This is a genomic window from Pseudomonas frederiksbergensis, from assembly GCF_001874645.1.
Lineage (GTDB): Bacteria > Pseudomonadota > Gammaproteobacteria > Pseudomonadales > Pseudomonadaceae > Aquipseudomonas > Aquipseudomonas frederiksbergensis_B.
In genome coordinates, this window is record NZ_CP017886.1 from 4,248,009 (window position 1) to 4,270,146 (window position 22,138).

The 22,138-nt window shown below is 60.5% G+C and carries 18 protein-coding genes and 1 pseudogene; 2 read left to right on the top strand and 17 right to left on the bottom strand.

Annotated elements, in window-relative coordinates; all coding sequences use genetic code 11:
* The first annotated feature begins 203 nt into the window (after positions 1 to 203).
* Complete coding sequence (gene nadA / locus BLL42_RS20340) at positions 204 to 1,262, top strand: quinolinate synthase NadA (RefSeq protein ID WP_071553682.1); 1,059 nt, start codon at positions 204 to 206, stop codon at positions 1,260 to 1,262.
* A 90-nt stretch (positions 1,263 to 1,352) separates the two neighbouring features.
* Here nadA and BLL42_RS20345 read toward each other — a convergent pair whose 3' ends face one another.
* The 12 genes from BLL42_RS20345 to arcD all read right to left on the bottom strand — a co-directional run bounded on the left by BLL42_RS20345 (position 1,353) and on the right by arcD (position 15,874).
* Entirely contained in the window at positions 1,353 to 1,841 is a 489-nt protein-coding gene (locus BLL42_RS20345; protein WP_071553683.1) for an RDD family protein, read from the bottom strand.
* Positions 1,842 to 1,938: 97 nt separating this feature from the next.
* A complete protein-coding gene (locus BLL42_RS20350) occupies positions 1,939 to 2,151 on the bottom strand; it encodes a cold-shock protein (protein ID WP_007931076.1) in 213 nt (70 codons plus the stop codon).
* 401 nt (positions 2,152 to 2,552) lie between these two features.
* Complete coding sequence (gene gcvT, locus BLL42_RS20355; protein WP_071553684.1) at positions 2,553 to 3,677, bottom strand: glycine cleavage system aminomethyltransferase GcvT; 1,125 nt, start codon at positions 3,675 to 3,677, stop codon at positions 2,553 to 2,555.
* Between the two features lie 41 nt (positions 3,678 to 3,718).
* A complete protein-coding gene (locus BLL42_RS20360) occupies positions 3,719 to 5,095 on the bottom strand; it encodes an L-serine ammonia-lyase (protein ID WP_071553685.1) in 1,377 nt (458 codons plus the stop codon).
* A 104-nt stretch (positions 5,096 to 5,199) separates the two neighbouring features.
* Entirely contained in the window at positions 5,200 to 8,049 is a 2,850-nt protein-coding gene (gcvP, locus tag BLL42_RS20365; protein ID WP_071553686.1) for an aminomethyl-transferring glycine dehydrogenase, read from the bottom strand.
* Positions 8,050 to 8,058: 9 nt separating this feature from the next.
* Positions 8,059 to 8,442: a glycine cleavage system protein GcvH gene (gene gcvH, locus BLL42_RS20370; protein ID WP_071553687.1), complete on the bottom strand. Its 384-nt coding sequence runs from the start codon at positions 8,440 to 8,442 to the stop codon at positions 8,059 to 8,061.
* Positions 8,443 to 8,896: 454 nt separating this feature from the next.
* Positions 8,897 to 10,405: a transcriptional regulator GcsR gene (gcsR, locus tag BLL42_RS20375; RefSeq protein ID WP_071553688.1), complete on the bottom strand. Its 1,509-nt coding sequence runs from the start codon at positions 10,403 to 10,405 to the stop codon at positions 8,897 to 8,899.
* Positions 10,406 to 10,548: 143 nt separating this feature from the next.
* On the bottom strand, positions 10,549 to 10,908 hold the full coding sequence (locus BLL42_RS20380) for a DUF5064 family protein (protein WP_071553689.1): 360 nt from the start codon (positions 10,906 to 10,908) through the stop codon (positions 10,549 to 10,551).
* Between the two features lie 59 nt (positions 10,909 to 10,967).
* Entirely contained in the window at positions 10,968 to 11,897 is a 930-nt protein-coding gene (gene arcC, locus BLL42_RS20385; RefSeq protein WP_071553690.1) for a carbamate kinase, read from the bottom strand.
* A gap of 165 nt (positions 11,898 to 12,062) precedes the next feature.
* Complete coding sequence (locus BLL42_RS20390; RefSeq protein ID WP_071553691.1) at positions 12,063 to 13,073, bottom strand: ornithine carbamoyltransferase; 1,011 nt, start codon at positions 13,071 to 13,073, stop codon at positions 12,063 to 12,065.
* Positions 13,074 to 13,143: 70 nt separating this feature from the next.
* On the bottom strand, positions 13,144 to 14,400 hold the full coding sequence (arcA, locus tag BLL42_RS20395) for an arginine deiminase (RefSeq protein WP_071553692.1): 1,257 nt from the start codon (positions 14,398 to 14,400) through the stop codon (positions 13,144 to 13,146).
* Between the two features lie 46 nt (positions 14,401 to 14,446).
* Complete coding sequence (arcD, locus tag BLL42_RS20400; protein ID WP_071553693.1) at positions 14,447 to 15,874, bottom strand: arginine-ornithine antiporter; 1,428 nt, start codon at positions 15,872 to 15,874, stop codon at positions 14,447 to 14,449.
* A gap of 324 nt (positions 15,875 to 16,198) precedes the next feature.
* Here arcD and BLL42_RS20405 point away from each other — a divergent pair, with 324 nt between their 5' ends.
* Positions 16,199 to 17,077 (top strand): DNA-3-methyladenine glycosylase family protein, encoded by an 879-nt coding sequence (locus tag BLL42_RS20405; RefSeq protein WP_071553694.1) that lies wholly within the window; start codon positions 16,199 to 16,201, stop codon positions 17,075 to 17,077.
* Between the two features lie 88 nt (positions 17,078 to 17,165).
* Here BLL42_RS20405 and BLL42_RS20410 read toward each other — a convergent pair whose 3' ends face one another.
* The 5 genes and pseudogenes from BLL42_RS20410 to BLL42_RS20425 all read right to left on the bottom strand — a co-directional run bounded on the left by BLL42_RS20410 (position 17,166) and on the right by BLL42_RS20425 (position 22,105).
* A complete protein-coding gene (locus BLL42_RS20410) occupies positions 17,166 to 18,515 on the bottom strand; it encodes a CoA transferase (RefSeq protein ID WP_071553695.1) in 1,350 nt (449 codons plus the stop codon).
* 114 nt (positions 18,516 to 18,629) lie between these two features.
* Entirely contained in the window at positions 18,630 to 19,385 is a 756-nt protein-coding gene (locus tag BLL42_RS31115) for a methyl-accepting chemotaxis protein (RefSeq protein ID WP_408004035.1), read from the bottom strand.
* 102 nt (positions 19,386 to 19,487) lie between these two features.
* Positions 19,488 to 20,834 (bottom strand): annotated as a pseudogene (locus BLL42_RS31120) (methyl-accepting chemotaxis protein); the annotation flags it as partial.
* Positions 20,835 to 20,953: 119 nt separating this feature from the next.
* On the bottom strand, positions 20,954 to 21,355 hold the full coding sequence (locus tag BLL42_RS20420; RefSeq protein WP_071553697.1) for a YbaN family protein: 402 nt from the start codon (positions 21,353 to 21,355) through the stop codon (positions 20,954 to 20,956).
* 141 nt (positions 21,356 to 21,496) lie between these two features.
* Positions 21,497 to 22,105, bottom strand: a complete 609-nt coding sequence (locus BLL42_RS20425) for a biliverdin-producing heme oxygenase (RefSeq protein ID WP_071553698.1) — start codon at positions 22,103 to 22,105, stop codon at positions 21,497 to 21,499.
* Between the last annotated feature and the right edge of the window lie 33 nt (positions 22,106 to 22,138).

Genomic DNA, 22,138 nt, shown 5'->3' on the forward strand with positions numbered 1-22,138 from the left:
ATTTGAGCTCGCCCAAGTCTTGGGTTGCACTGCGTGACGCAGGTCAGAATCATCTTTTGCATCAACAGGATATTCTGTAGCCTTGCGCAGCTTCAGCGCTGTCCGTGCCTGATCAATACTCACTCTCCCGGCGGTACCCGATAGGGTCCGGAGCCGGGTGTATACTCGACTTTCGCGCAAATGCGCCTGCAGGTCTTGCGAACATGACGCAAATTTCCGAACGCCTTCTGGTACAAGCCCATCTCGACGCCAAGCAGCCCAAGCCGCTGACAGCCGGGGAAGAGGCTCATTACCGCGCCGCCATCGCCGCCGAGCTCAAGGCTCAGGACGCGGTGCTGGTTGCTCACTTCTATTGCGACCCGATCATTCAGGCCCTGGCCGAAGAAACCGGTGGCTGCGTTTCCGACTCACTGGAAATGGCCCGCTTCGGCAATGCTCACCCGGCCAAGACCGTCGTGGTTGCCGGTGTGAAGTTCATGGGTGAAACCGCCAAAATCCTCAACCCGGAAAAGCGTGTATTGATGCCGACCCTGGAAGCGACCTGCTCGCTGGACCTGGGTTGCCCGGTCGACGAGTTCTCGGCGTTTTGCGATCAGCACCCGGAGCGCACGGTGGTGGTGTATGCCAACACCTCGGCAGCGGTGAAGGCGCGAGCGGACTGGGTGGTGACATCCAGCTGTGCATTGGAGATTGTCGAAAGCCTGATGGATAACGGCGAGACGATCATCTGGGGGCCGGACAAGCACCTGGGTACCTACATTCAGCGCCAGACCGGCGCCGACATGCTGCTTTGGGACGGTGCCTGCATCGTTCATGAAGAGTTCAAAGCCAAGCAGCTCGAAGACATGAAAGCGCTGTACCCGGACGCCGCTATCCTGGTGCACCCAGAGTCGCCGACTGCGGTGATCGAGTTGGCCGATGCGGTGGGTTCCACCAGTCAGTTGATCGCGGCTGCGCAAAGGCTGCCAAACAAGACCCTGATCGTCGCCACCGACCGCGGCATCTTCTACAAGATGCAGCAGCTGTGCCCGGATAAGGTCTTCATCGAAGCGCCTACCGCCGGCAACGGCGCGGCATGTCGCAGTTGCGCGCATTGCCCGTGGATGGCGATGAACACCCTTGAGCGCACGCTACAGTGTCTGCGTGAGGGTTCAGGCGAGATCTTCGTCGAGCCGGCGTTGATCCCTCAGGCGATTCGCCCGCTAAAGCGCATGCTCGACTTCACCGCAGCAGCGCGGATGAAGCTGGCGGGTAACGCTTAAGGTCAAAGGAAAGATCAAAAGATCGCAGCCTGCGGCAGCTCCTACGTAAACCGTGTAGGAGCTGCCGCAGGCTGCGATCTTTTTTGTGCGTTATTTTTTCTTCTTCGGGATCCGCACCAGTTGGCTGTTGGAGTACATGTCGTGCCAACTGCGCTGCTGTTTGTCGAAGAGCACCCAGAAGAACCCCAGGCCTGCGCACAGCAAGGACGCGATCGACACTACAAAGCGCAATAGCGCCTGCCACAGGCTGATCGCCGAGCCGTCGGCGTTCTGTACGCGGATGCACCAGACTTGCATGCCGAGGGTCTGACCGGACCAGGTCCAGAACTTGGCGAAGAAGCCAAACAGCACGAACAGCAATATGGTTGAGAACAGCGGATCGCCATCCAGCGCACCGGCCTCAGTCAGGGCGCGCATCTTCTCTTCGCCGAGGATTGCCATCTGCACCATCTTGTAGATGCCGCCCGTGACGATCAGCAGGGCGGTGCACAGCAGGAAGTCGTAGAACATCGCTGCCAGGCGACGGCCCAGGCCGGCGATGGGGAATTCACCCTGGGGGCTTAGCAGGTGTTTCGACATGGAGTGGCTCTCGGCTGAAAAAAGAAGCCATTTTACGGAATTACGCGCACAAAAAAGCCCCTGATGTCAGCATCAGGGGCTTTTTCGTTACAGAAGATCAGCCTTCTGCTTGTACTTCGTCAGCTTGCATGCCTTTCTGGCCCTGCACCGCGATGAAGGTGACTTTCTGGCCTTCTTTCAGGCTCTTGAAGCCGTTACCTTGAATGGCGCGGAAATGCACGAACAGATCCGGACCGCTTTCTGGAGTGATAAAACCAAAACCTTTCTCGTCGTTAAACCACTTGACGGTACCGCTCTGACGTTGGGACATTTCTTATTTCCTTTGACGCAAAAATTGATGACAGCCTCTTTCTCATGAAAGAGTACTGGAGCTGGTTGCAGGAGAGTAAGAGACGTCGAACGGGATGTAGCTAACTTGTAGGCTACTGCCCAGGTCACGATTCCAAGCGACCCATGCAAACACAGTGAACAAACTCTACGCCAACTACGGGAGAAAAAACAAGCCCCGTGGAAGCCTTGTATTGCTTGGCGTGATGGTTGTTTCACATGATTGCTAGTGCGGCTTATTCGATAGAGTTGTTCAATTGTTTTCGCTTGTTATAAGCCAGGTTCACAATCGAAGTGCCTGATCAAGGCATGCACTGTTTTATGGCGGTTGCGTTACAGATTAGTGCACTGTTACGCAACCGCGTTACTTATAGGAACAGTCAATCAACCACGATAGTAGCGTTGTGGGACAAATGGCATTTTGCTTACAAGCAAAGGCACCTTTTTCCCACGAACAATTGCCCACACTTGGGTATCAAGTACGATGTAAGCGCTGTCGAGGTAACCCATCGCCAAAGGACCACCCAAGGTAGGCCCGAAGCCACCGCTGCAGACGCTGCCGATGATTTCGCCCGCTTCGTTGACGATTTCTGCACCTTCGCGCACTGGGGTGCGTTCCTGAGGCAGCAGGCCGACGCGTTTACGGCCGACACCGTTTTGTTGCTGGGCAAATACGGTCTCGGCACCGGGGAAGCCACCGGTACGCGCACCGTCGGCACGGCGAGGCTTGGAGATGGCCCACAGCAGGCTGGCTTCGATCGGTGTGGTCTCGGTGTTCATGTCGTGGCCGTAGAGGCACAGGCCTGCTTCCAGGCGCAGCGAGTCACGGGCGCCGAGGCCGATGGCAGCGACTTCCGGCTCGGCCAGCAAGGCGCGAGCGAGGGCCTCGGCATTGGCGGCCGGCACGGAGATTTCGAAACCGTCTTCACCGGTGTAGCCCGAACGGCTGACAAAGCAGTCGACGCCGATCAAGGTCACGCGGGTGAACTGCATGAACGTCATCTTCGCCACTTCAGGGGCCAGACGCGCGAGTACGGTCACCGCGGCCGGGCCTTGCAGGGCGAGCAGGGCGCGTTCTTCGAACAAGGGTTCAATGCTGCACTGATCGCCGATGTGTTGGCGCAGGTGCGCCAGGTCCTGGTCCTTGCAGGCGGCGTTGACCACCAGGAACAACTCGTCGTTACCGAGGTTGGCGACCATCAGGTCGTCGAGGATGCCGCCGGTTTCGTTGGTGAACATCGCATAACGCTGCATGCCCACCGGCAAGTCGATGATGTCCACCGGCACCAGGGTTTCCAGGGCCTTGGCGGCATTGGCGCCGGTCAGACGGATCTGGCCCATGTGCGAGACATCGAACAGCCCGGCCTGATCACGGGTGTGCTGGTGCTCTTTCATCACGCCGAGTGGGTACTGCACCGGCATGTCGTAGCCGGCGAATGGCACCATGCGCGCACCGAGTTCGATGTGCAGCGCGTGCAGCGGGGTTTTCAACAGTTGTTCGGTGGACATATACAGCTCCTGAAAATTGCACTGATGCCGATGCGTTCGCATCAGCACTCGATAATGTTGACCGCCAAACCGCCACGGGCGGTTTCCTTGTATTTGCTTTTCATGTCGGCGCCGGTCTGGCGCATGGTACGGATGACCTTGTCGAGGGAGACGAAATGCTGACCATCGCCGCGCAGGGCCATGCGCACCGCATTGATGGCTTTCACCGAGCCCATTGCATTGCGCTCGATGCACGGTACTTGCACCAGCCCGCCAATCGGGTCGCAGGTCAGGCCGAGGTTGTGTTCCATGCCGATCTCGGCGGCGTTTTCGACTTGCTGCACGGTGCCGCCGAGCACTTCACACAAAGCGCCAGCGGCCATGGAACAGGCCACGCCAACCTCGCCCTGACAGCCGACTTCGGCGCCGGAAATCGAAGCGTTTTCCTTGTACAGAATGCCAATGGCGGCGGCGGTGAGCAGGAATCGCACCACGCCGTCTTCGTTGGCGCCGGCAATGAAGCGCATGTAGTAATGCAACACCGCCGGGACGATCCCGGCCGCGCCATTGGTCGGTGCAGTGACCACACGACCGCCGTTGGCGTTTTCTTCGTTGACCGCCAGCGCATACAGGTTGACCCAGTCGAGCACCGACAACGGATCGCGCAGCGATGATTCCGGGTTCTTGCACAGTTGCCGATGCAGCGCCGCCGCACGACGTTTGACCTTCAAGCCGCCGGGCAGAATCCCTTCGTTACGGCAGCCCGCGGCGACGCAGTCTTGCATCACTTGCCAGATTTTCAGCAGGCCGGCGCGGGTTTCCGCTTCCGGGCGCCAGGCGCTTTCGTTGGTCAGCATCACCTGGCTGATGGACAGCCCGTAAGTGGCGCAATGACCGAGCAGGTCCTTGGCGCTTTTGAACGGGAAGGTCAGCGGCGTTGCATCCTCGACGATGCGGTCGGCGCCGGCAGCGTCTTCGTCGACCACAAAGCCGCCACCGACCGAGTAATACTCGCGGCTGCGGATCTGGATACCGGCGGCGTCAAAGGCGCGGAAGATCATGCCGTTGGGGTGATAGGCCAATGGCTTGCGGATCATCGCCAGGTGGAGTTTTTCGTTGAAATCGATGGTGTGCTCACCGAGCAGGTTCAAGCGACCGCTGCTGCGAATCTCCAGCAGGCGGGCGGCGATGTTTTCGGTGTTCACGGTGTCCGGGTGTTCACCTTCCAGGCCCAGCAGCACAGCCTTGTCGCTGCCGTGGCCTTTGCCGGTGGCGCCGAGCGAGCCGTAGAGCTCGACTTTGACGCAGGTGGTTGCCGCCAGCAGGTTTTCACGACGCAGGCCTTCGACGAAGCGCGCAGCGGCGCGCATCGGGCCGACGGTGTGGGAGCTGGAGGGACCGATGCCAATCTTGAACAGGTCGAACACGCTTAACGACATGGTTGTTCTCCGGTTTCTTGTTATTGGCCTAACTATTGGGAGATGCACCCCGTAGGAGGAATGCGCTGTTCTCGAAAAGGGCGAGTAAACCCGCCCCCTCTAGATCAAGCGTAGCTTTCGATCGACGGGCAGGCGCAGATCAGGTTGCGGTCGCCGAATACGTTGTCGACCCGGCCGACCGGTGGCCAGTACTTGCCTTCGATCAACGACGCCACCGGATACACCGCTTGCTCACGGCTGTACGGGTGCGTCCACTCGCCAACGATTTCCGCTGCCGTGTGCGGCGCGTTTTTCAGTGGGTTGTCGTCCTTGTCCAGGGTGCCGTTTTCCACTGCGCGGATTTCTTCGCGAATGCGGATCATGGCGTCGCAGAAGCGGTCCAGCTCTTCCTTGGATTCGCTTTCGGTCGGCTCGATCATCAGCGTGCCGGCCACCGGGAACGACATGGTTGGCGCATGGAAACCGAAGTCGATCAGGCGCTTGGCAACGTCATCGACGCTGATGCCGCTGCTGTCTTTCAGCGGGCGCAGGTCGAGGATGCATTCGTGGGCAACCAGACCGTTGCTGCCGGTGTAGAGCACTGGGTAGTGTTCTTCGAGGCGACGGGATATGTAGTTGGCATTGAGGATCGCCAATTGCGAAGCCCGCTTGAGGCCAGCGCCACCCATCATGCGGATGTACATCCAGGTGATCGGCAGAATGCTCGCGCTGCCAAACGGTGCTGCGCAGACCGCGCCCTCCTTGCGCTCCATGGCCGCGTGCCCCGGCAGGAACGGCGTCAGGTGCGATTTCACGCCAATCGGGCCGACGCCCGGGCCGCCACCACCGTGCGGGATGCAGAAGGTTTTGTGCAGGTTCAGGTGGGACACGTCGCCGCCGAACTTGCCCGGTGCGCAGAGGCCGACCATCGCGTTCATGTTGGCGCCGTCGATGTACACCTGACCGCCGTTGTCATGAATGATCCCGCAGATTTCGCGGATGCCTTCTTCGAACACGCCGTGGGTCGACGGGTAAGTGATCATCAGCGCGGCGAGGTGTTCGCGGTGCTCGATGGCTTTGGCGCGCAGGTCCTCGATGTCGACGTTGCCGCGAGCATCGCACGCGGTCACGACCACGCGCATGCCGGCCATGTTGGCGGTGGCCGGGTTGGTGCCGTGGGCCGACGACGGGATCAGGCAGATGTCACGGCGCTCTTCGCCACGGCTCTGGTGGTAGGCACGGATCGCCAACAAGCCGGCGTATTCACCTTGGGAACCGGCGTTCGGTTGCAGCGAGATCGCGTCGTAACCGGTGGCGGCGCAGAGCATCGCTTCCAGTTCGTCAGTCAGTTGCTGGTAACCGGCGCTTTGTGCAGGCGGAGCGAACGGGTGCAGGGCGCCGAATTCGGCCCAGGTCACCGGGATCATTTCGCTGGCGGCGTTGAGTTTCATGGTGCACGAACCCAGCGGGATCATGGTGCGATCCAGTGCCAGGTCCTTGTCGGCGAGCTTGCGCAGGTAGCGCATCAGCTCGGTTTCCGAATGATAACGGTTGAACACCGGGTGGCTGAGGATCGCCGACTGGCGTACCAGCGTGGCCGGGATGCGGCTTTCGACCGAGGCGGCCAGTGCTGCGAAATCGGGCAGGGCTTTGCCGTCAGCCAGCAGGCTCCACAGGGTTTCGATATCGGCCTGGCGGGTGGTTTCGTCCAGCGACAGACCCAAGCGCTCACCATCGACGACACGCAGGTTGATGCGCTGGGTGCGGGCCTTGTCGTGCAGGGCGGCGGTGTTGGCGCCAGTGGCCAGCGTCAGGGTGTCGAAGAAGTGTTCTTGCTCAACCGCGAGACCCAGTGCGCTCAAGCCGTTGGCGAGAATCGCGGTCAGGTGATGGATGCGGTTGGCGATCTGCTTCAAGCCTTTAGGACCGTGATACACGGCGTACATGCTGGCGATGTTGGCGAGCAGTACTTGGGCGGTGCAGATGTTGCTGGTGGCTTTCTCGCGGCGGATATGTTGCTCGCGAGTCTGCATCGCCAGGCGCAGGGCCGGCTTGCCGAAACGGTCCACGGACACACCGACCAGACGGCCCGGCATGTCGCGTTTGAACGCATCTTTGGTGGAGAAGTAGGCCGCGTGTGGGCCACCGAAGCCCAGCGGCACGCCGAAGCGTTGGGCGCTGCCGATGGCCACGTCGGCGCCGAACTCACCCGGCGGGGTCAACACGGTCAGGGCCAGCAGGTCGGCGGCCACCGCGACCAGCGCATTGGCAGTGTGGAAGCGTTCGGTCAGTTCGCGGTAGTCGAACAGGTCGCCGTTGCTCGCCGGGTATTGCAGCAGAGCGCCGAAGAACGCGCTGACATCCGTCAGTTCGCGCTCGTCGCCCACCACCACGTCAATCCCCAACGGCTCGGCACGGGTGCGCAGCACGTCGAGGGTTTGCGGGTGGCAATGAACGGAGGCGAAGAAGGCGTGGCTGGCTTTGTTTTTGCTCAGGCGTTTGCAGAAGGTCATGGCTTCGGCAGCGGCGGTGGCTTCGTCGAGCAGAGACGCGTTGGCGATCGGCAGGCCGGTCAGGTCGCTGATCAGGGTCTGGAAGTTCAGCAGCGCTTCCAGGCGGCCCTGGGAAATTTCTGGCTGGTACGGGGTGTAGGCGGTGTACCAGGCCGGGTTTTCCAGCAGGTTGCGCAGGATCGGCGACGGCGTGTGGCAGTTGTAGTAGCCCTGGCCGATGTAGGTCTTGAACAGCTGGTTCTTCGCGGCGATGGCTTTGATCGAGGCCAGGGCCTCGGCTTCGCTCAAACCGTCTTCCAGTCCGAGCACGCTGGTGCCTTTGATGCTGTCGGGGATAACGCTGGCGCTCAGGGCTTCCAGGGAATCAAAGCCCAGGCTGTTGAGCATGGCTTGCTCATCACCCGAACGCGGGCCGATGTGGCGCGCGATGAATTCGTTGGCGGTGCTTAGATTGATAGTCATGGCGGCTCCTCAGGCTTCGGCGTTGGCTTTGATCAGGCGGTCGTAAGCGTCCTGATCCAGCAGTTGGCCGACAGCCGAGGCGTCGGTTGGCTGGAAGCGGAAGAACCAGCCTTCACCCAGCGGATCTTCGTTGACCAGTTCCGGACTGCTTTCCAGCGCCGGGTTGGTTTCAACTACCTCACCGTCCAATGGCATGTACACGCCGCTGGCAGCCTTTACCGACTCGACGGTGGCGGCTTCGGCGCCTTTGTCGTAGGACTGCAGTTCTGGCAGTTGCACATAGACCACGTCGCCCAGGGCATTCTGTGCGAAGGCGGTGATGCCGACCGTAACGCTGCCGTCAGCTTCGGTGCGCAGCCATTCGTGATCTTCAGTAAAACGCAACTCGCTCATGGAAACTCCTCAGGGGCCAGACTCGTCTGGTGGACGCGATTGAATGCTCGTGCAAGGCAGAGCTGAATGGTCAGATGCTTAGCAAGAACGCGGCCAACGTTTTTTATTCGTTATAAATCAATAGGTTGTGATTTGTTGTAGGTGAGATGAATCATTCGGCTGTAGCGAAATCGCTACAGCTTGAGGCGTGTAAAAAAGCCTATGGGGATCAAAGCCTTGCGTAGCGCTGTTTAATCGAGGGTGTAGCGAAATCGTTCCGCTGTAGCGCTTTCAGTACAGATGGAGGTCGTTTTCAGAAAGCAGGCGCCACGATTTTGAATGGAAAACCCGACCCTGTAGGAGCTGCCGAAGGTTCGGGCCGCGTTCGGACGATCTTGTCCCAGGCACCGCAAAACCAAAGTCAAAAGATCGCAGCCTGCGGGGGGGGGCGTACATCGGCGAATTGCTGGGGCGGTCAGGGCTTATTGGGAATGCCGTACTTGCGCAATCGATGGGCGATGGCGGTGTGGGAGGTTTGCAGGCGGCTGGCCAGTTGGCGGGTCGAGGGATAGTTGACGTAGAGCTTTTCCAGCAGGGTTTTCTCGAACGCTTCCACGGCCTGCTCAAGGCTGTCGACATCCACGTCGCTTTCGCGCGCCACCGAGGTGCCGGCAATGTCCAGGTCGCCGATGTCCACCAGGCTGCTTTCGCAAATGGCCGCGGCGCGGAAGATCACGTTCTGCAATTGCCGCACATTGCCCGGCCAGCGGTTGCCGAGCAGGGCCGGGTAAGTGCCGGGCGCCAAACGACAGACCGGGCGCTGGATTTGTGCGCAAGCCTGTTGCATGAAGTAGCGTGCCAGCAACAGGATGTCCTGACCGCGCTCACGCAACGGCGGGACTTCGACGTTGAGCACGTTGAGGCGGTAGAACAGGTCTTCACGGAACGCGCCTTCGCTGACCATTTTTTCCAGGTTGCGGTGGGTCGCGCTGAGGATCCGCACGTTGACCTTGACCTCGCGATCGCCACCGACCCGACGGAAGCTGCCATCGTTGAGGAAACGTAACAGTTTGGCCTGCAAGTACGGCGACATTTCGCCGATCTCGTCGAGGAACACCGTGCCCTGGTTGGCCAGTTCCATCAGGCCTGGCTTGCCGCCACGTTGAGCGCCGGTGAACGCACCGGGTGCGTAGCCGAACAGCTCGCTTTCGGCGAGGTTCTCCGGCAATGCTGCACAGTTCAACGCCAGAAACGGCGCGCTGTGTCGGGCGCTGATCGCATGGCAGGCGCGGGCCACCAGCTCTTTACCGGTGCCGGTTTCACCCTGGATCAGTAGCGGAGCATCGAGCGCCGCCACCCGCTGCGCCCGCGCCTTGAGGGTGCGAATCGCCGGGGATTCACCGAGCAACGCATCGAAGCCTTCGGCATGATCGTGGTGCAGCGCCGACAGTTGTTCACCGATGCGGTTGGGTTGATACAGGGTCAGCAGGGCGCCGGCGTCGGTGATGGGCGTGGCGTCCAGCAGCAAGGTCTGGCCGTTGACGGTGATCTCGCGCAGCGGCAGACGGAAGCCGTTTTCCAACAGTGTTTCCAGCAGCGCCGGGTCGGCGAACAGCTCGGCGACGCTTTCCCCGGCCGGTTCACGACCGTACAAGGCGATCAGTGCCGGGTTGGCCAGCAACACGTTGCCGGCGCTATCGAGCGCCAGCACCGGGTCGGTCATCGCAGCCAGCAGCGCATCGAGTTGCAGGTGCCGACGCTGGCCGGGAAGGATGTCGACCACCGTCACCGCCTGCACGCCGCGCACACTGAACAGTGCATCGCGCAGCTCTTCGAGCACTTGCGGGCTGAGGGTCGGCGCGTCGATGTAAACGTTCGGCGGGACCATTTCCACCGCATCCAGATTGAGATTGCGCCCGCCGAGCAAGGCCAGGACTTCCTGGGTGATACCGACGCGGTCGATGAAGCTGACGTGGATACGCATGGGGCGGTTCAGTGTTCTGGAGTGCGGAGGGTGGCAGTATGCCTTGGGGCGGGGTTGGAGGTGAAATCGGTAATGGGGAATGCCCGAAAAGATCGTCCGAAGGCTCGGGCCGCGTTCGGACGATCTTTTGATCTTTCAAGGGATTATTCCAGGTGTTCGGGTTTCACCGGGTCACCGGATTTGACGTGCAGTTGTGCGCGTACGTCTTCGAACATTTCGTCGTAGTACTTGTGCAGCGAGCCGATGCTGGCGGTTTTCGGCATGCCGTATTTCTGTGCAATGCGCGTGGCGTGTCGGGCAAAGTCGAAGGCCTGGTCCTTGGGCAGGAAGAATTCTTCCTTCAGGTCCTTGCCCTCGATCGAGCCATGCAGCTTGAAGAGCATGCCTTTGCCTTCCTTGGGGTCTGTGGTGACTTCATAGTCAATGCACAGGTTGTAGCTGAAGTCGTCCTTGTTCAGCGCGTGGCGCTCGATGTGCAAGTGACCGGGCTCAAATATGGCCATGGGCGTCTCCTTCAAAGGCATTGAAGCGGGGCAGGCATGGGGCCTGCCCCGGCTGTTTTTTACAGGTAGGTGATACCAGGTTTAGCCGTGCTGATACGGGTGCCGGCCTTCCCCTGGACGATCGCTTCGATGTCCGAGAGTGAACCGATCACTGCAACTTTGCCAGTGTTGCGGGCGAAATCGCAGGCGGCCTGGACTTTCGGGCCCATGGAGCCGGCCGCGAAGCCGAGCTTTTCGATGTCGTCTGGGTGGGCCTGGGCGATGGCTTTCTGGGTCGGCTTGCCGAAGTCGATAAATGCGGCGTTGACGTCGGTGGCGATCACCAGCAAGTCACTTTCAAGCTGTTCGGCCAGCAGCGCCGAGCACAGGTCCTTGTCGATCACCGCTTCCACGCCTTTGAGCTTGCGGTGCTCGTCGTACATCGTCGGGATGCCGCCGCCGCCCGCGCAGATCACGATGCTGCCTTTGTCCAGCAGCCACTTGATCGGGCGGATTTCGAAGATGCGCTTGGGTTTCGGGCTGGCCACCACACGGCGGAACTTGTCGCCGTCGGGGGCGATGGCCCAACCTTTTTCGGCGGCCAGCGCTTCGGCTTCGGCCTTGGAGTAAACCGGGCCGATGGGTTTGGTCGGGTTCTGGAACGCCGGGTCCCTGGCGTCGACTTCAACCTGGGTCAGCAGCGTCGCGAACGGCACCTCGAAGTCCAGCAGGTTGCCCAGTTCCTGTTCGATGATGTAGCCGATCATGCCTTCGGTTTCGGCACCGAGCACGTCCAGCGGGTAAGGGGAAACCTGGGTGTAGGCCGCCGCTTGCAGCGACAGCAGACCGACTTGCGGGCCATTGCCGTGAGCGATCACCAGTTGATTGCCGGGATGGATTTTGGCGATCTGTTCGGTGGCGATCCGGATATTGGCGCGTTGATTGTCCGCGGTCATGGGTTCACCACGGCGGAGCAGGGCGTTACCGCCCAGTGCAACGACGATACGCATAATGCAGTCCTTTCAGAGTTCGGTGATCCCGTAGGAGCTGCCGAGTGAAACGAGGCTGCGATCTTTTTCCTGAGGACAGTTGAATCTCAAGAGCAAGATCAAAAGATCGCAGCCTGCGGCAGCTCCTACGGGGTCAGTGGCGGTTCACGAAAAAGTGCTCAGCCGTTAGATATCCGCCAGTGCCGAGACCAGGATCGCCTTGATGGTGTGCATGCGGTTTTCCGCTTGCTCGAAGGCGATGTTGGCGGGCGATTCGAAGACTTCCTCGGTCACTTCAACGCCGTTGGCCAGGTTCGGATAACGCGCCGCGATGTCTTTGCCGACCTTGGTTTCGCTGTTGTGGAACGCCGGCAGGCAATGCATGAATTTCACCCGCGGGTTGCCCGAGGCTTTCATCATTTTGGCGTTGACCTGGTATGGCAGCAGTTGTTCGATACGCTCGTCCCACGCTTCGACCGGTTCACCCATCGACACCCAGATGTCGGTGTGGATGAAGTCCACGCCCTTGACTGCTTCTTTCGGGTCTTCGGTGATGGTGATGCGGGCACCACTTTCTTCGGCGAAGGCTTTGCACTGATCGATGAAGTCCTGATGGGGCCACAGCGCTTTCGGTGCGCCGATGCGCACGTCCATGCCGAGTTTGGCGCCGATCATCAGCAGCGAGTTGCCCATGTTGTAGCGGGCGTCACCGAGGTAGGCGTAGCTGATGTCATGCAGCGGCTTGTCGCTGTGCTCGCGCATGGTCAGGGTGTCGGCGATCATTTGGGTCGGGTGGAATTCGGCGGTCAGGCCGTTGAACACCGGCACGCCAGCGAACTTGGCCAGCTCTTCGACGATTTCCTGTTCGAAGCCACGGTACTCGATCGCATCGAACATCCGGCCCAGCACGCGGGCGGTGTCTTTCATGCTTTCCTTGTGGCCGATTTGCGACGACACCGGGTCGATGTAGGTGACGTGAGCGCCCTGGTCATGAGCCGCGACTTCGAAGGCGCAACGGGTGCGGGTCGAAGTTTTTTCGAAGATCAGCGCAATGTTCTTGCCTTTGAGGTGCGGCTGTTCGGTGCCGGTGTACTTGGCGCGTTTCAGGTCGCGGGACAGGTCCAGCAGGTAGTGCAGCTCGCGATTGGTGTGGTGCATCAAACTCAGCAGGCTGCGATTACGCATGTTAAAAGCCATGATTGGATCTCCTTGGGTTTCGGTTATCCCCAAGGCCTGAGCTCTGTAAGCTTCGGCCAAGGTTTGAAAATTAATAGTCGATTGGGTCGCGGATGATCGGGCAGGTCATGCAGTGGCCGCCGCCACGACCGCGGCCGAGTTCGCCGGCGCTGATGGTGATGACTTCGATCCCGGCCTTGCGCAGCAGGGTGTTGGTGTAGGTGTTGCGGTCGTAACCGATCACCACGCCGGGTTCCACGGCCACCACGTTGTTGCCGTCATCCCACTGTTCGCGTTCGGCGGCGAAGCTGTTGCCGCCGGTTTCGACGACGCGCAGGGCCTTGAGGTTGAGCGCGGCGGCCACGGTGTCGAGGAAGCTGGTGTCTTCGCGGCGGATATCGATACCGCCCGGTTTGCTTTCGTCAGGGCGCAGGGTGAAGGCCACGATCTGGTTCACCACTTCCGGGAAAATCGTCACCAGGTCGCGGTCGCAGAAGCTGAACACGGTGTCCAGGTGCATCGCCGCGCGGGATTTCGGCAGGCCGGCAACGATCACCCGCTCGACCGCTTTGTGCTTGAACAGGTTCAGCGCCAGCTGGCCGATGGCTTGGCGGGACGAGCGTTCGCCCATGCCGATCAATACCACGCCGTTACCGATAGGCATCACGTCGCCGCCTTCAAGCGTGGCGTTGCCGTGCTCTTGATCCGGGTCGCCGTACCAGACCTGGAAGTCGGCGTGGGTGAATTCCGGGTGGAACTTGTAGATGGCGCTGGCCAGCAGGGTTTCCTGACGGCGCGCCGGCCAGTACATCGGGTTCAGCGTGACGCCACCGTAGATCCAGCAGGTGGTGTCGCGGGTGAACTGGGTGTTCGGCAACGGCGGCAGAATGAAGCTGGAGTGGCCGAGGAAGTCGCGGAACATTTCGATAGTCTTGCCACCGAAGCTACTAGGCAGGTCATCGGCCGACACGCCGCCGATCAGGAACTCTGCGACCTTGCGCGGTTCCAGGCTGCGCAGCCAGGAACCGACTTCGTTGACCAGACCCAGACCCACCGAGTTGGCGGTGATCTTGCGCTCCAGGATCCAGTCCAGGGCTTCGGGGTTGGCGACGATGTCGGTCAGCAGGTTGTGCATTTCCAGCACATCGATATCACGTTCACGCATTTTGGTGACGAAGTCGAAATGGTCACGCTTGGCCTGGGCAACCCACAGCACATCATCGAAAAGCAGTTCGTCGCAGTTGTTCGGGGTCAGCCGCTGGTGAGCCAGGCCGGGGGAGCACACCATGACTTTGCGCAGTTTTCCGGCTTCGGAATGTACGCCGTACTTAACTTTTTCCGTGGTCATTACAGATCCTCCAGGTCACAAAACAGTCGAGTGTTACACGCGGGTGCTACAGGGTCAGGAAGCCGTCGTAGAGTCCATAGGCCGCCACCAGGGCGCCAATGACTACCGCAGCGAAAATCAGCCTCTCGACAGGGGTGAAAACCGGTTTGCCCAACTCACGCTTGGCCTTGGCGAACAGGATCGCGCCGGGGGCGTAAAGCAGGGCGGACAGCAACAGGTATTTGATGCCGCCGGCGTACAGCAGCCAGATCGCGTAGATCAGCGCGATGCCACCGATGATCAGGTCTTTCTTGCGTTCGGCCAGGGCGTTTTCGTAGCTCTCGCCACGTACCGCCAGCAGCAACGCATAGGCCGCCGACCACAGGTAAGGCACCAGAATCATCGAGGTGGCGAGGTAGATCAGCGACAGGTAAGTGCTGGCCGAGAACAGGGTGATGATCAGGAAAACCTGCACCATTGCGTTGGTCAGCCACAGGGCGTTGACCGGCACGTGGTTGGCGTTCTCCTTGCGCAAAAACTCCGGCATGGTGTGGTCTTTGGCGGCAGCGAACATGATCTCCGCACACAACAGCACCCACGACAGCAACGCACCGAGCAAGGAAATGATCAGGCCGACACTGATCAGCACTGCGCCCCAGTGACCGACCACATGCTCAAGCACGGCGGCCATCGACGGGTTCTGCAGTTTGGCCAACGCGGGTTGAGTCATGATGCCCAGCGACAGCACATTCACCAGCACCAGGAACAACAGCACGGTGATGAAGCCGATGACGGTGGCTTTACCGACGTCCGAACGTTTTTCCGCTCGGGCCGAGAAGATGCTCGCGCCTTCGATGCCGATGAACACCCAGACGGTGACCAGCATCATGTTGCGCACCTGGTTCATCACGCTGCCCAATGAGGTGTTTTTCGTGCCCCAGATGTCGGCGGTAAAGATCTCCAGTTTGAAGGCGAACACCGCGATTAACACGAACAGCAGCAGCGGCACGACTTTGGCGACGGTGGTCACCAGGTTGATGAACGCCGCTTCCTTGATCCCGCGTAGCACCAGAAAGTGCACGGCCCACAGCAGCACCGAAGCGCCGATCACCGCAGCCACGGTGTTGCCTTCACCGAAGATCGGGAAGAAGTAGCCGAGGGTACTGAACAGGAGTACGAAGTACCCCACGTTACCCAACCAGGCGCTGATCCAGTAACCCCAGGCGGACGAGAAACCCATGTAGTCGCCGAAACCGGCCTTGGCGTAGGCGTAGACACCGCCATCGAGGTCAGGCTTGCGGTTGGCGAGGGTCTGGAAGACGAACGCCAGGGTCAACATGCCCACGGCCGTAATGGCCCAACCAATAAGCACGGCACCGACATCGGCACTGGCGGCCATGTTTTGCGGCAAAGAGAATATCCCGCCACCAATCATTGAACCCACTACCAGTGCGACTAAGGCACCGAGTCGTAGTTTTCCGGGAGCTTCAGACATTGCATGACTCCATTGCCGGAGAAGAGAGACCACAGCCTAAATCCGCTCGCTGATAGAACAGCTGATCTGGATCAGGTCATGGTCACATTCCAGTGTTAATGAATAACGTGTGAATACTTCCGAAATAGCCTGTATAGGCCACGAGAAGCCTTTTCCAGAGGCCTCGGTATAAATAAAACGGAAATGGATCCTGGATGAGCGAGTTCTAAATAAGCGTTGTTTTTTGCCGTTATCTGATTAACGTCATGCCACGCTGCCTATTTAATGGAGTGAACACTTGTTATGGTTTCAAAACATGACAAACAGTCGATATGAGAGGCAAGAATGTCGCAACCGGCGCAAAAGCTTCGGCTCGACTATCAGCCGCCTTATGACTGGCCGGCGATGCTCGGCTTCTTGTCGGCGCGGGCGATTGCCGGGTTAGAGCGCGTGGCCGATGGCGTGTACTCGCGCAGCGTCAGCCTGAACGGTGTGCACGGCACGTTTTCGATTACGCCTGCGACCGGTGATGCGCTGGACGTGAGGCTGGATTTTCCTGATGCGTCAGCCGTGCCTGAGATCGTTACGCGGTTGCGGCGGATGTTCGATCTGGACGCAGATCTGCCGCGCATCCACCAGCAACTGGTGGTTGATCCGTTGATGGCAAGGTTGATTGCCGAGCGTCCTGGCCTGCGGGTACCGGGGACGTGGGATGGGCTGGAACTGGCGATTCGTGCGGTGCTGGGTCAGCAGATTACTGTGAGTGCGGCGATCAAACTGGCGGGCAAGCTGGTTGCGCAGTATGGCGAACCGTTGTCTTCGCCGCTGTCTGGATTGACTCATGTGTTTCCTGAAGCGGCGGTGTTGGCGGCTGCTGATCTGGCAACATTGGGAATGCCAAAAAGCCGTGGGCAGACGCTGTCTGGTGTGGCGCAGGCATTGCTTGACGATCCCTTGTTGTTTGAAGCGGGTCGGGACGGCGGCGTTACGCGATTGATGGCATTGTGGGGGATTGGCGACTGGACGGCGCAATACATCGCTTTGCGACAGATGCGAGAGCCGGATGCGTTTCCGTCAGGGGATGTGGGATTGATCAATGCACTGGCGGCGCTGGAAGGCGGACCGGTCACACCGCGTGAATTATTGGCCCGTGCGCAAGCCTGGCGACCGTGTCGGGCGTATGCGGCGCAGTTGCTTTGGACCTCGTTGGCTCGGGCGGATTGATGTGTAGTTGAAAAGATCGCAGGCTGCGCCAGCTCCTACAGATGTGTGCCATTCCCGGAGGACCTGGCGCAGCCTGCGATCCGTTACCTCACCACCACTGCGCGCGATGGGAACCCAATTCCCCGGCGGGTAGCGCCCATTGCAACGGCGTGCCGGTGATCTTTAGCGGTACACGCAACCGATGCGCCGGCCCCCAAACCGTTTGCTCGATCAGCAGACCCTGATCACTGGCCTCTTCAGCACGTAACGGCTCATCCGTCCCCGGCCCCTGTTCAACCAGCAACTTCGCCGTGCGCGCCAGCGACAATCGCGCCGAGCCACCGCGCCCGGTACTCAATCGCTCAGCCAACAACTTGATCGCACTGGCTGCCATCAAATATCCGGTGGCGTGGTCCAGCGCTTGAACCGGCAACGGTGTCGGCTTGTCCGCCTGCTTCCAACCCATCCCCGCCTCAGCGAGGCCGCTGCTCATTTGCACCAGACTGTCGAAGCCCCGGCGGTTTTGCCAAGGGCCGCTCCAACCGTATGCATTCAGGCAAATGTCGATCAGGCCGGGGGCGAGTTTCTGCCGTTCGACGCTGCCGTAGCCGAGGCGTTCGAGAGCATTGGCGCGATAACCGTGGAGCAAAATGTCGGCATCCTTGAGCAGACTTTCAAATACCCCGCGATCGCTGTTGTTGTGCAGGTCCAGGCGGGCACAGCGTTTGCCCAGGGTGACTTCCGGAATCACGCCCGCCTCGTTCCACTGCGGTGGATCAATGCGCAGCACATCGGCACCTAACCCCGCGAGGAAGCGGCTGGCAACGGGGCCGGCGAGGACGCGAGTCAGGTCCAGCACCTTGATGCCCTTCAGCGGTTGTGCGACCGAACCTTGCCAGACGGTTGAGCGCTCGCTGTTGCCAGCGGAAAAATCAATCAGCGGCTCGGCGTTGACTGCCACCCCCTGAGGGTGGGACTGCCATTGTTGCCATGAGCGCATTTCGGCTGCGCAACCGCCAGCCTCGACCACCGCGTGTTCCAGATCGCTTTTGGCCCATTGAGCGACTTTCGCGGCCATCGCCGCTCGATCAAAGCAGTGTCCCAGCACCTGTTCGGCAGCGCTGCGGTGATGAGGGGCGTTGGTGTGCAGGCGAATCCAGCCATCGTGGGTTGCGTAGTCGCCCGCAATGGGGTCCCACAGCGGTGGCACGCTCCAGCCCATCGGGCGGATCGAGGTGGCGAACCAGAAGGAGGCGAGACGGCGGTCGACTTCAAGGTGTGGCAAGCGGCCGGTCTGTTGTTGCAGGAGTTCAGCCGTGGACTGACCGGCCGCCGCGATGCTGGCGCTGGCGAGATCCGTCACGGCAAACGCCGAGGGCAACGCGCCGGTCGAGGTGAAGGAAATCGCGGTAGCAGGCAAACCGAGCGCGGCTTGAATGGACGTGAGTGAATCAGTCATCGAAGGCCCTCCGGAAGAGAGCCCTGATCATAGAGCAAAGATTGCCGCCTGCGGCAGTTCCTACGTCGACCGTGCTCCTGTAGGCGCTGCCGCAGGCGGCGATCTTTTTTGGGGCTACACCCGGAACTGATCCATCAATTTCATCTGGTGCGTCGCCAGCGAGTTCAGCTGGCTGCTGATCTGCGCCGATTCGGTGGCCTGTTCGGTCAGGGTTTCGGTGACGGTACGGATCGCCGAGACGTTGCGGTTGACCTCTTCGGCCACGGCGCTTTGCTGTTCGGCGGCGCTGGCGATTTGCAGGTTCATGTCGCTGATCACCGTGACCGCGTCGCTGATTTTGCCCAGCGCCTGCACGGCTTGTTGAATCTGTCCGGCATTGTTGTGGGCCTGGGTCTGGCTTGAGTGCATGGTCGCCACCACACCGCGAGTGCCGCTTTGAATCCGTTCGATTACCAGGCGGATTTCTTCGACCGAATCCTGGGTGCGCTTGGCCAGGTTGCGCACTTCGTCGGCGACCACTGCAAACCCGCGACCGCTTTCCCCAGCGCGCGCCGCTTCGATTGCGGCATTGAGGGCCAGCAGGTTGGTCTGCTCGGCGATGCTGCGGATCACTTCCAGCACCGAACCGATCTGCTCGCTGTTGACGGCCAGTGCTTCGACTTCGGTCACCGCTTTGCTGACTTCTTCGGCCAGCAGATTGATGTCGCGAGTGCTGCGCTCGATGATCGACATCCCGTCGCGGGCCGATTGGTCGGCACCTTTGGCCGCGTTGGCGGCATTTGAAGCACTGTTGGCGACGTCGTGGGCGGTGGCGCTCATTTCGTTGGACGCGGTGGCGACCTGGTCGATTTCGCGGAACTGCACCTGCATGCCTTCACTGGTCTGGCGGGCGATTTCCGAGGACTGATCGGTGGTGCCACGAGCGTCGGTGATGCTCTGTTTGATCTGGGCGATGGTCGGTTGCAGCTTGTCGAGGAAACGGTTGAACCAGTTGACCAGTTCGCCTAGCTCATCTTTCTTGCTGTAGTTCAGGCGTTGGGTCAGGTCGCCGTCGCCGCTGGCAATTGCCTTGAGCATTTCGGCGACGCTGTTGATCGGCCGGGTCACGCCGGAAGCGGTGAGCCAGATCAGCAGCAACCCCAGCAGAGCGGCGCCAACCGCCACCGACAGGGTTTTGAGCGTGCCGCTGTTTTGCGCGTCATCGAGCACGGCTCGCAGTTTCACCGAGTCGGCCAGCAGCACTTGCTGCGGCAGGTCGATCACCACGCCCCAGGCTTTGGAGTCGGCAATTGGGCTGACCGGATAAACAGCGCGAATCAGGTCGCCTTGCTTGAGGATTTTTGGGGTGTTGGCGCTGAGCAGTTGCAGCACGTCCTTGCCATCGGCACCGAGGGTGTCGCCGATGCTTTTACCGACCTTGCTCGCATCGGTGCTGTAGCCGGCGAGCACACCGCTGCCGGAAACAATCAGCATGTGCCCGGCACCGTTGAACAATTCGCGCTGCGAGTCGACGGCGGCGGCTTGCAGGGCGTCGAGGGCGATGTCGACGCCGACCACACCGATGGCTTTACCGTCCACCAGCAGGGGCACGGAGATGGTGGTCATCAGCATTTCCTTGCCGGCGACGGTGTCAGCGTAGGGGTCCAGCAGGCAGGTGCGCTTGCTGTCGCGAGGGCAGGTGTACCAGCTGTTGTAGGGTGTGCCGCTCAGGCTCAGGGTGGTTTTGGTCATGTCGTCTTCGACCATGACCGTGTTGATTCCAGGGCCAGCGGCGCGGCTCCAGTAACTGGCGAAGCGCCCGACTTCGTTGGACACCCGGACGGCGTCGTTGGCGAACTCGCTGTCCTTGCCATCGAGGGTGTTGGGTTCGTAGGCGAGCCAGATGCCGAGCACCTTGGTGTTGCGTTCGAAGGCAGTTTTCAGGCTCTGGTTCAGCTCCTCACGCAAGGCGCCGGCTTCCAGCGAACGTTTGCCGGCCATTTTTCGCAGGTCGTTGATCTGGTCGGCGAGGGCGGTCACCACCAGCAGGCTTTCGCCAAAGGTCTTCTGTACCCGCACCGCTTGCTCGGCGGCCTTGGCCTGGAGCAGGTTTTCGACGCTGGCGGTGAGCATCTTCGTGCTGGAGTTGCTGACGAGCGCATCGTTCTGATGGGTCTGGTAGATGTTCATACCGACGATCAGCCCGACCACGCCAAGCAGGCACAGTCCGGACAACAGGACAATTTTCAGGCGGATGGAAAGAGAGTCGAACATGGGGCGATCTCGCGAATGGATGTCTTTTTGGCAGTGGGCCGGTGTCGACCCATTCGCCAAATCCATTTAGCGCCATTCAGTGGGCATCGGCGTGGGGATGGTTTTGCATGAGGGAAAGCCGACGAGCGGTCGGCGGAAACGTTTGCGCGATGCTTTTATGGGATGAGAACTGTGACAGGGGGGTGTCAGGAAACCTGCGGCAACGATTCTGGCCGCGACCAGATCCACAGGTTTCCCAGACTCATGCCGGCGATGGCCAGATAAATCGGCCAGCTGTGATCGAGCATCACCAGCATCAAACCAGTGCACAGCAGCATGCTGACGGTGGCGCTGATTTTCGCCCGGCGAGCGATGATCTTGCCGTTGCGCCAGTTGCTGAGGATGGGGCCGAACAGACGGTGGTTTTCCAGCCAGGCACTCAGGCGTGGCGAACTTTTGGTGGCTGCCCAGGCAGCCAGCAGGATGAATTCGGTGGTCGGCAGACCCGGCACGACGATGGCAATCAGGCCCAGCGCCAGACTGGCGTAGGCGAGCAGGCCAAAGAGGATGCGGGCGAGTTTCGACGATGCGGTGAGTTTGCGGATCATAGGTGTAGGAGCTGTCGCAGGCTGCGATCTTTTTCTCGAGGTCACTTGAGTCTTAAGAGCAAGATCAAAAGATCGCAGGCTTCGCCAGCTCCTACGGGGGCGTATCCCCGACAGGTTGCCAGCGTGCCCGCGAAGGGAGTATCAGGCCAATTCAGGCGCAGTGGCGTAAGCCTGTTCCAGCAGCACGGTGAAGCGGTTGAACGCGTCAATCGCACCTTTCTCTACAGCCGCTTCTTCTTCAGCACTGAACTCAAGGCCGTCGAGGGTTTTGACGAAGCTTTTCCAGCCTTCGGCGCGACCGCCGGCAGGTTCTCCCAGGTGACGGGCACCGAAGGTTTCGCTCAGGCCCAGGCCCACGGCGCGCTTGATCAGGAACGCGGCACCGAGTTTCGACCCTTCGGAGACGAAGATCCAGCCCAGTGCTTGCGCCTTGCCCGGGTTGTTCACGGCACCTGCCACCGGGGCCGGAACAGCGGTTTGCAGGTCGGTCAGGTCAGCCTTGGCGGCTTCGGCGCGGCAGCGTTCCGGGAGGTCCGGGACGATGGCTATCAGCTCGGCATCGTTGTACAGCGACACCAGCTCTGACTGGAACAGGTACTGGGCAACCACGAAGCGGGCGAAGTTGGCTTGGGTTTCGAACGGTGCGTGAGCTTTCACCAACGCGTCGAGCTTGCTGTGGGGTTCATGGGTGATCTGGTTCAGGCGTTGGGAGCGCAGGCTCTGGCGTTGAGTCGTTTCGGCAGCGGTCATGAAGAGGTCCTTGAAAATGAGAGGCGCGTTGTA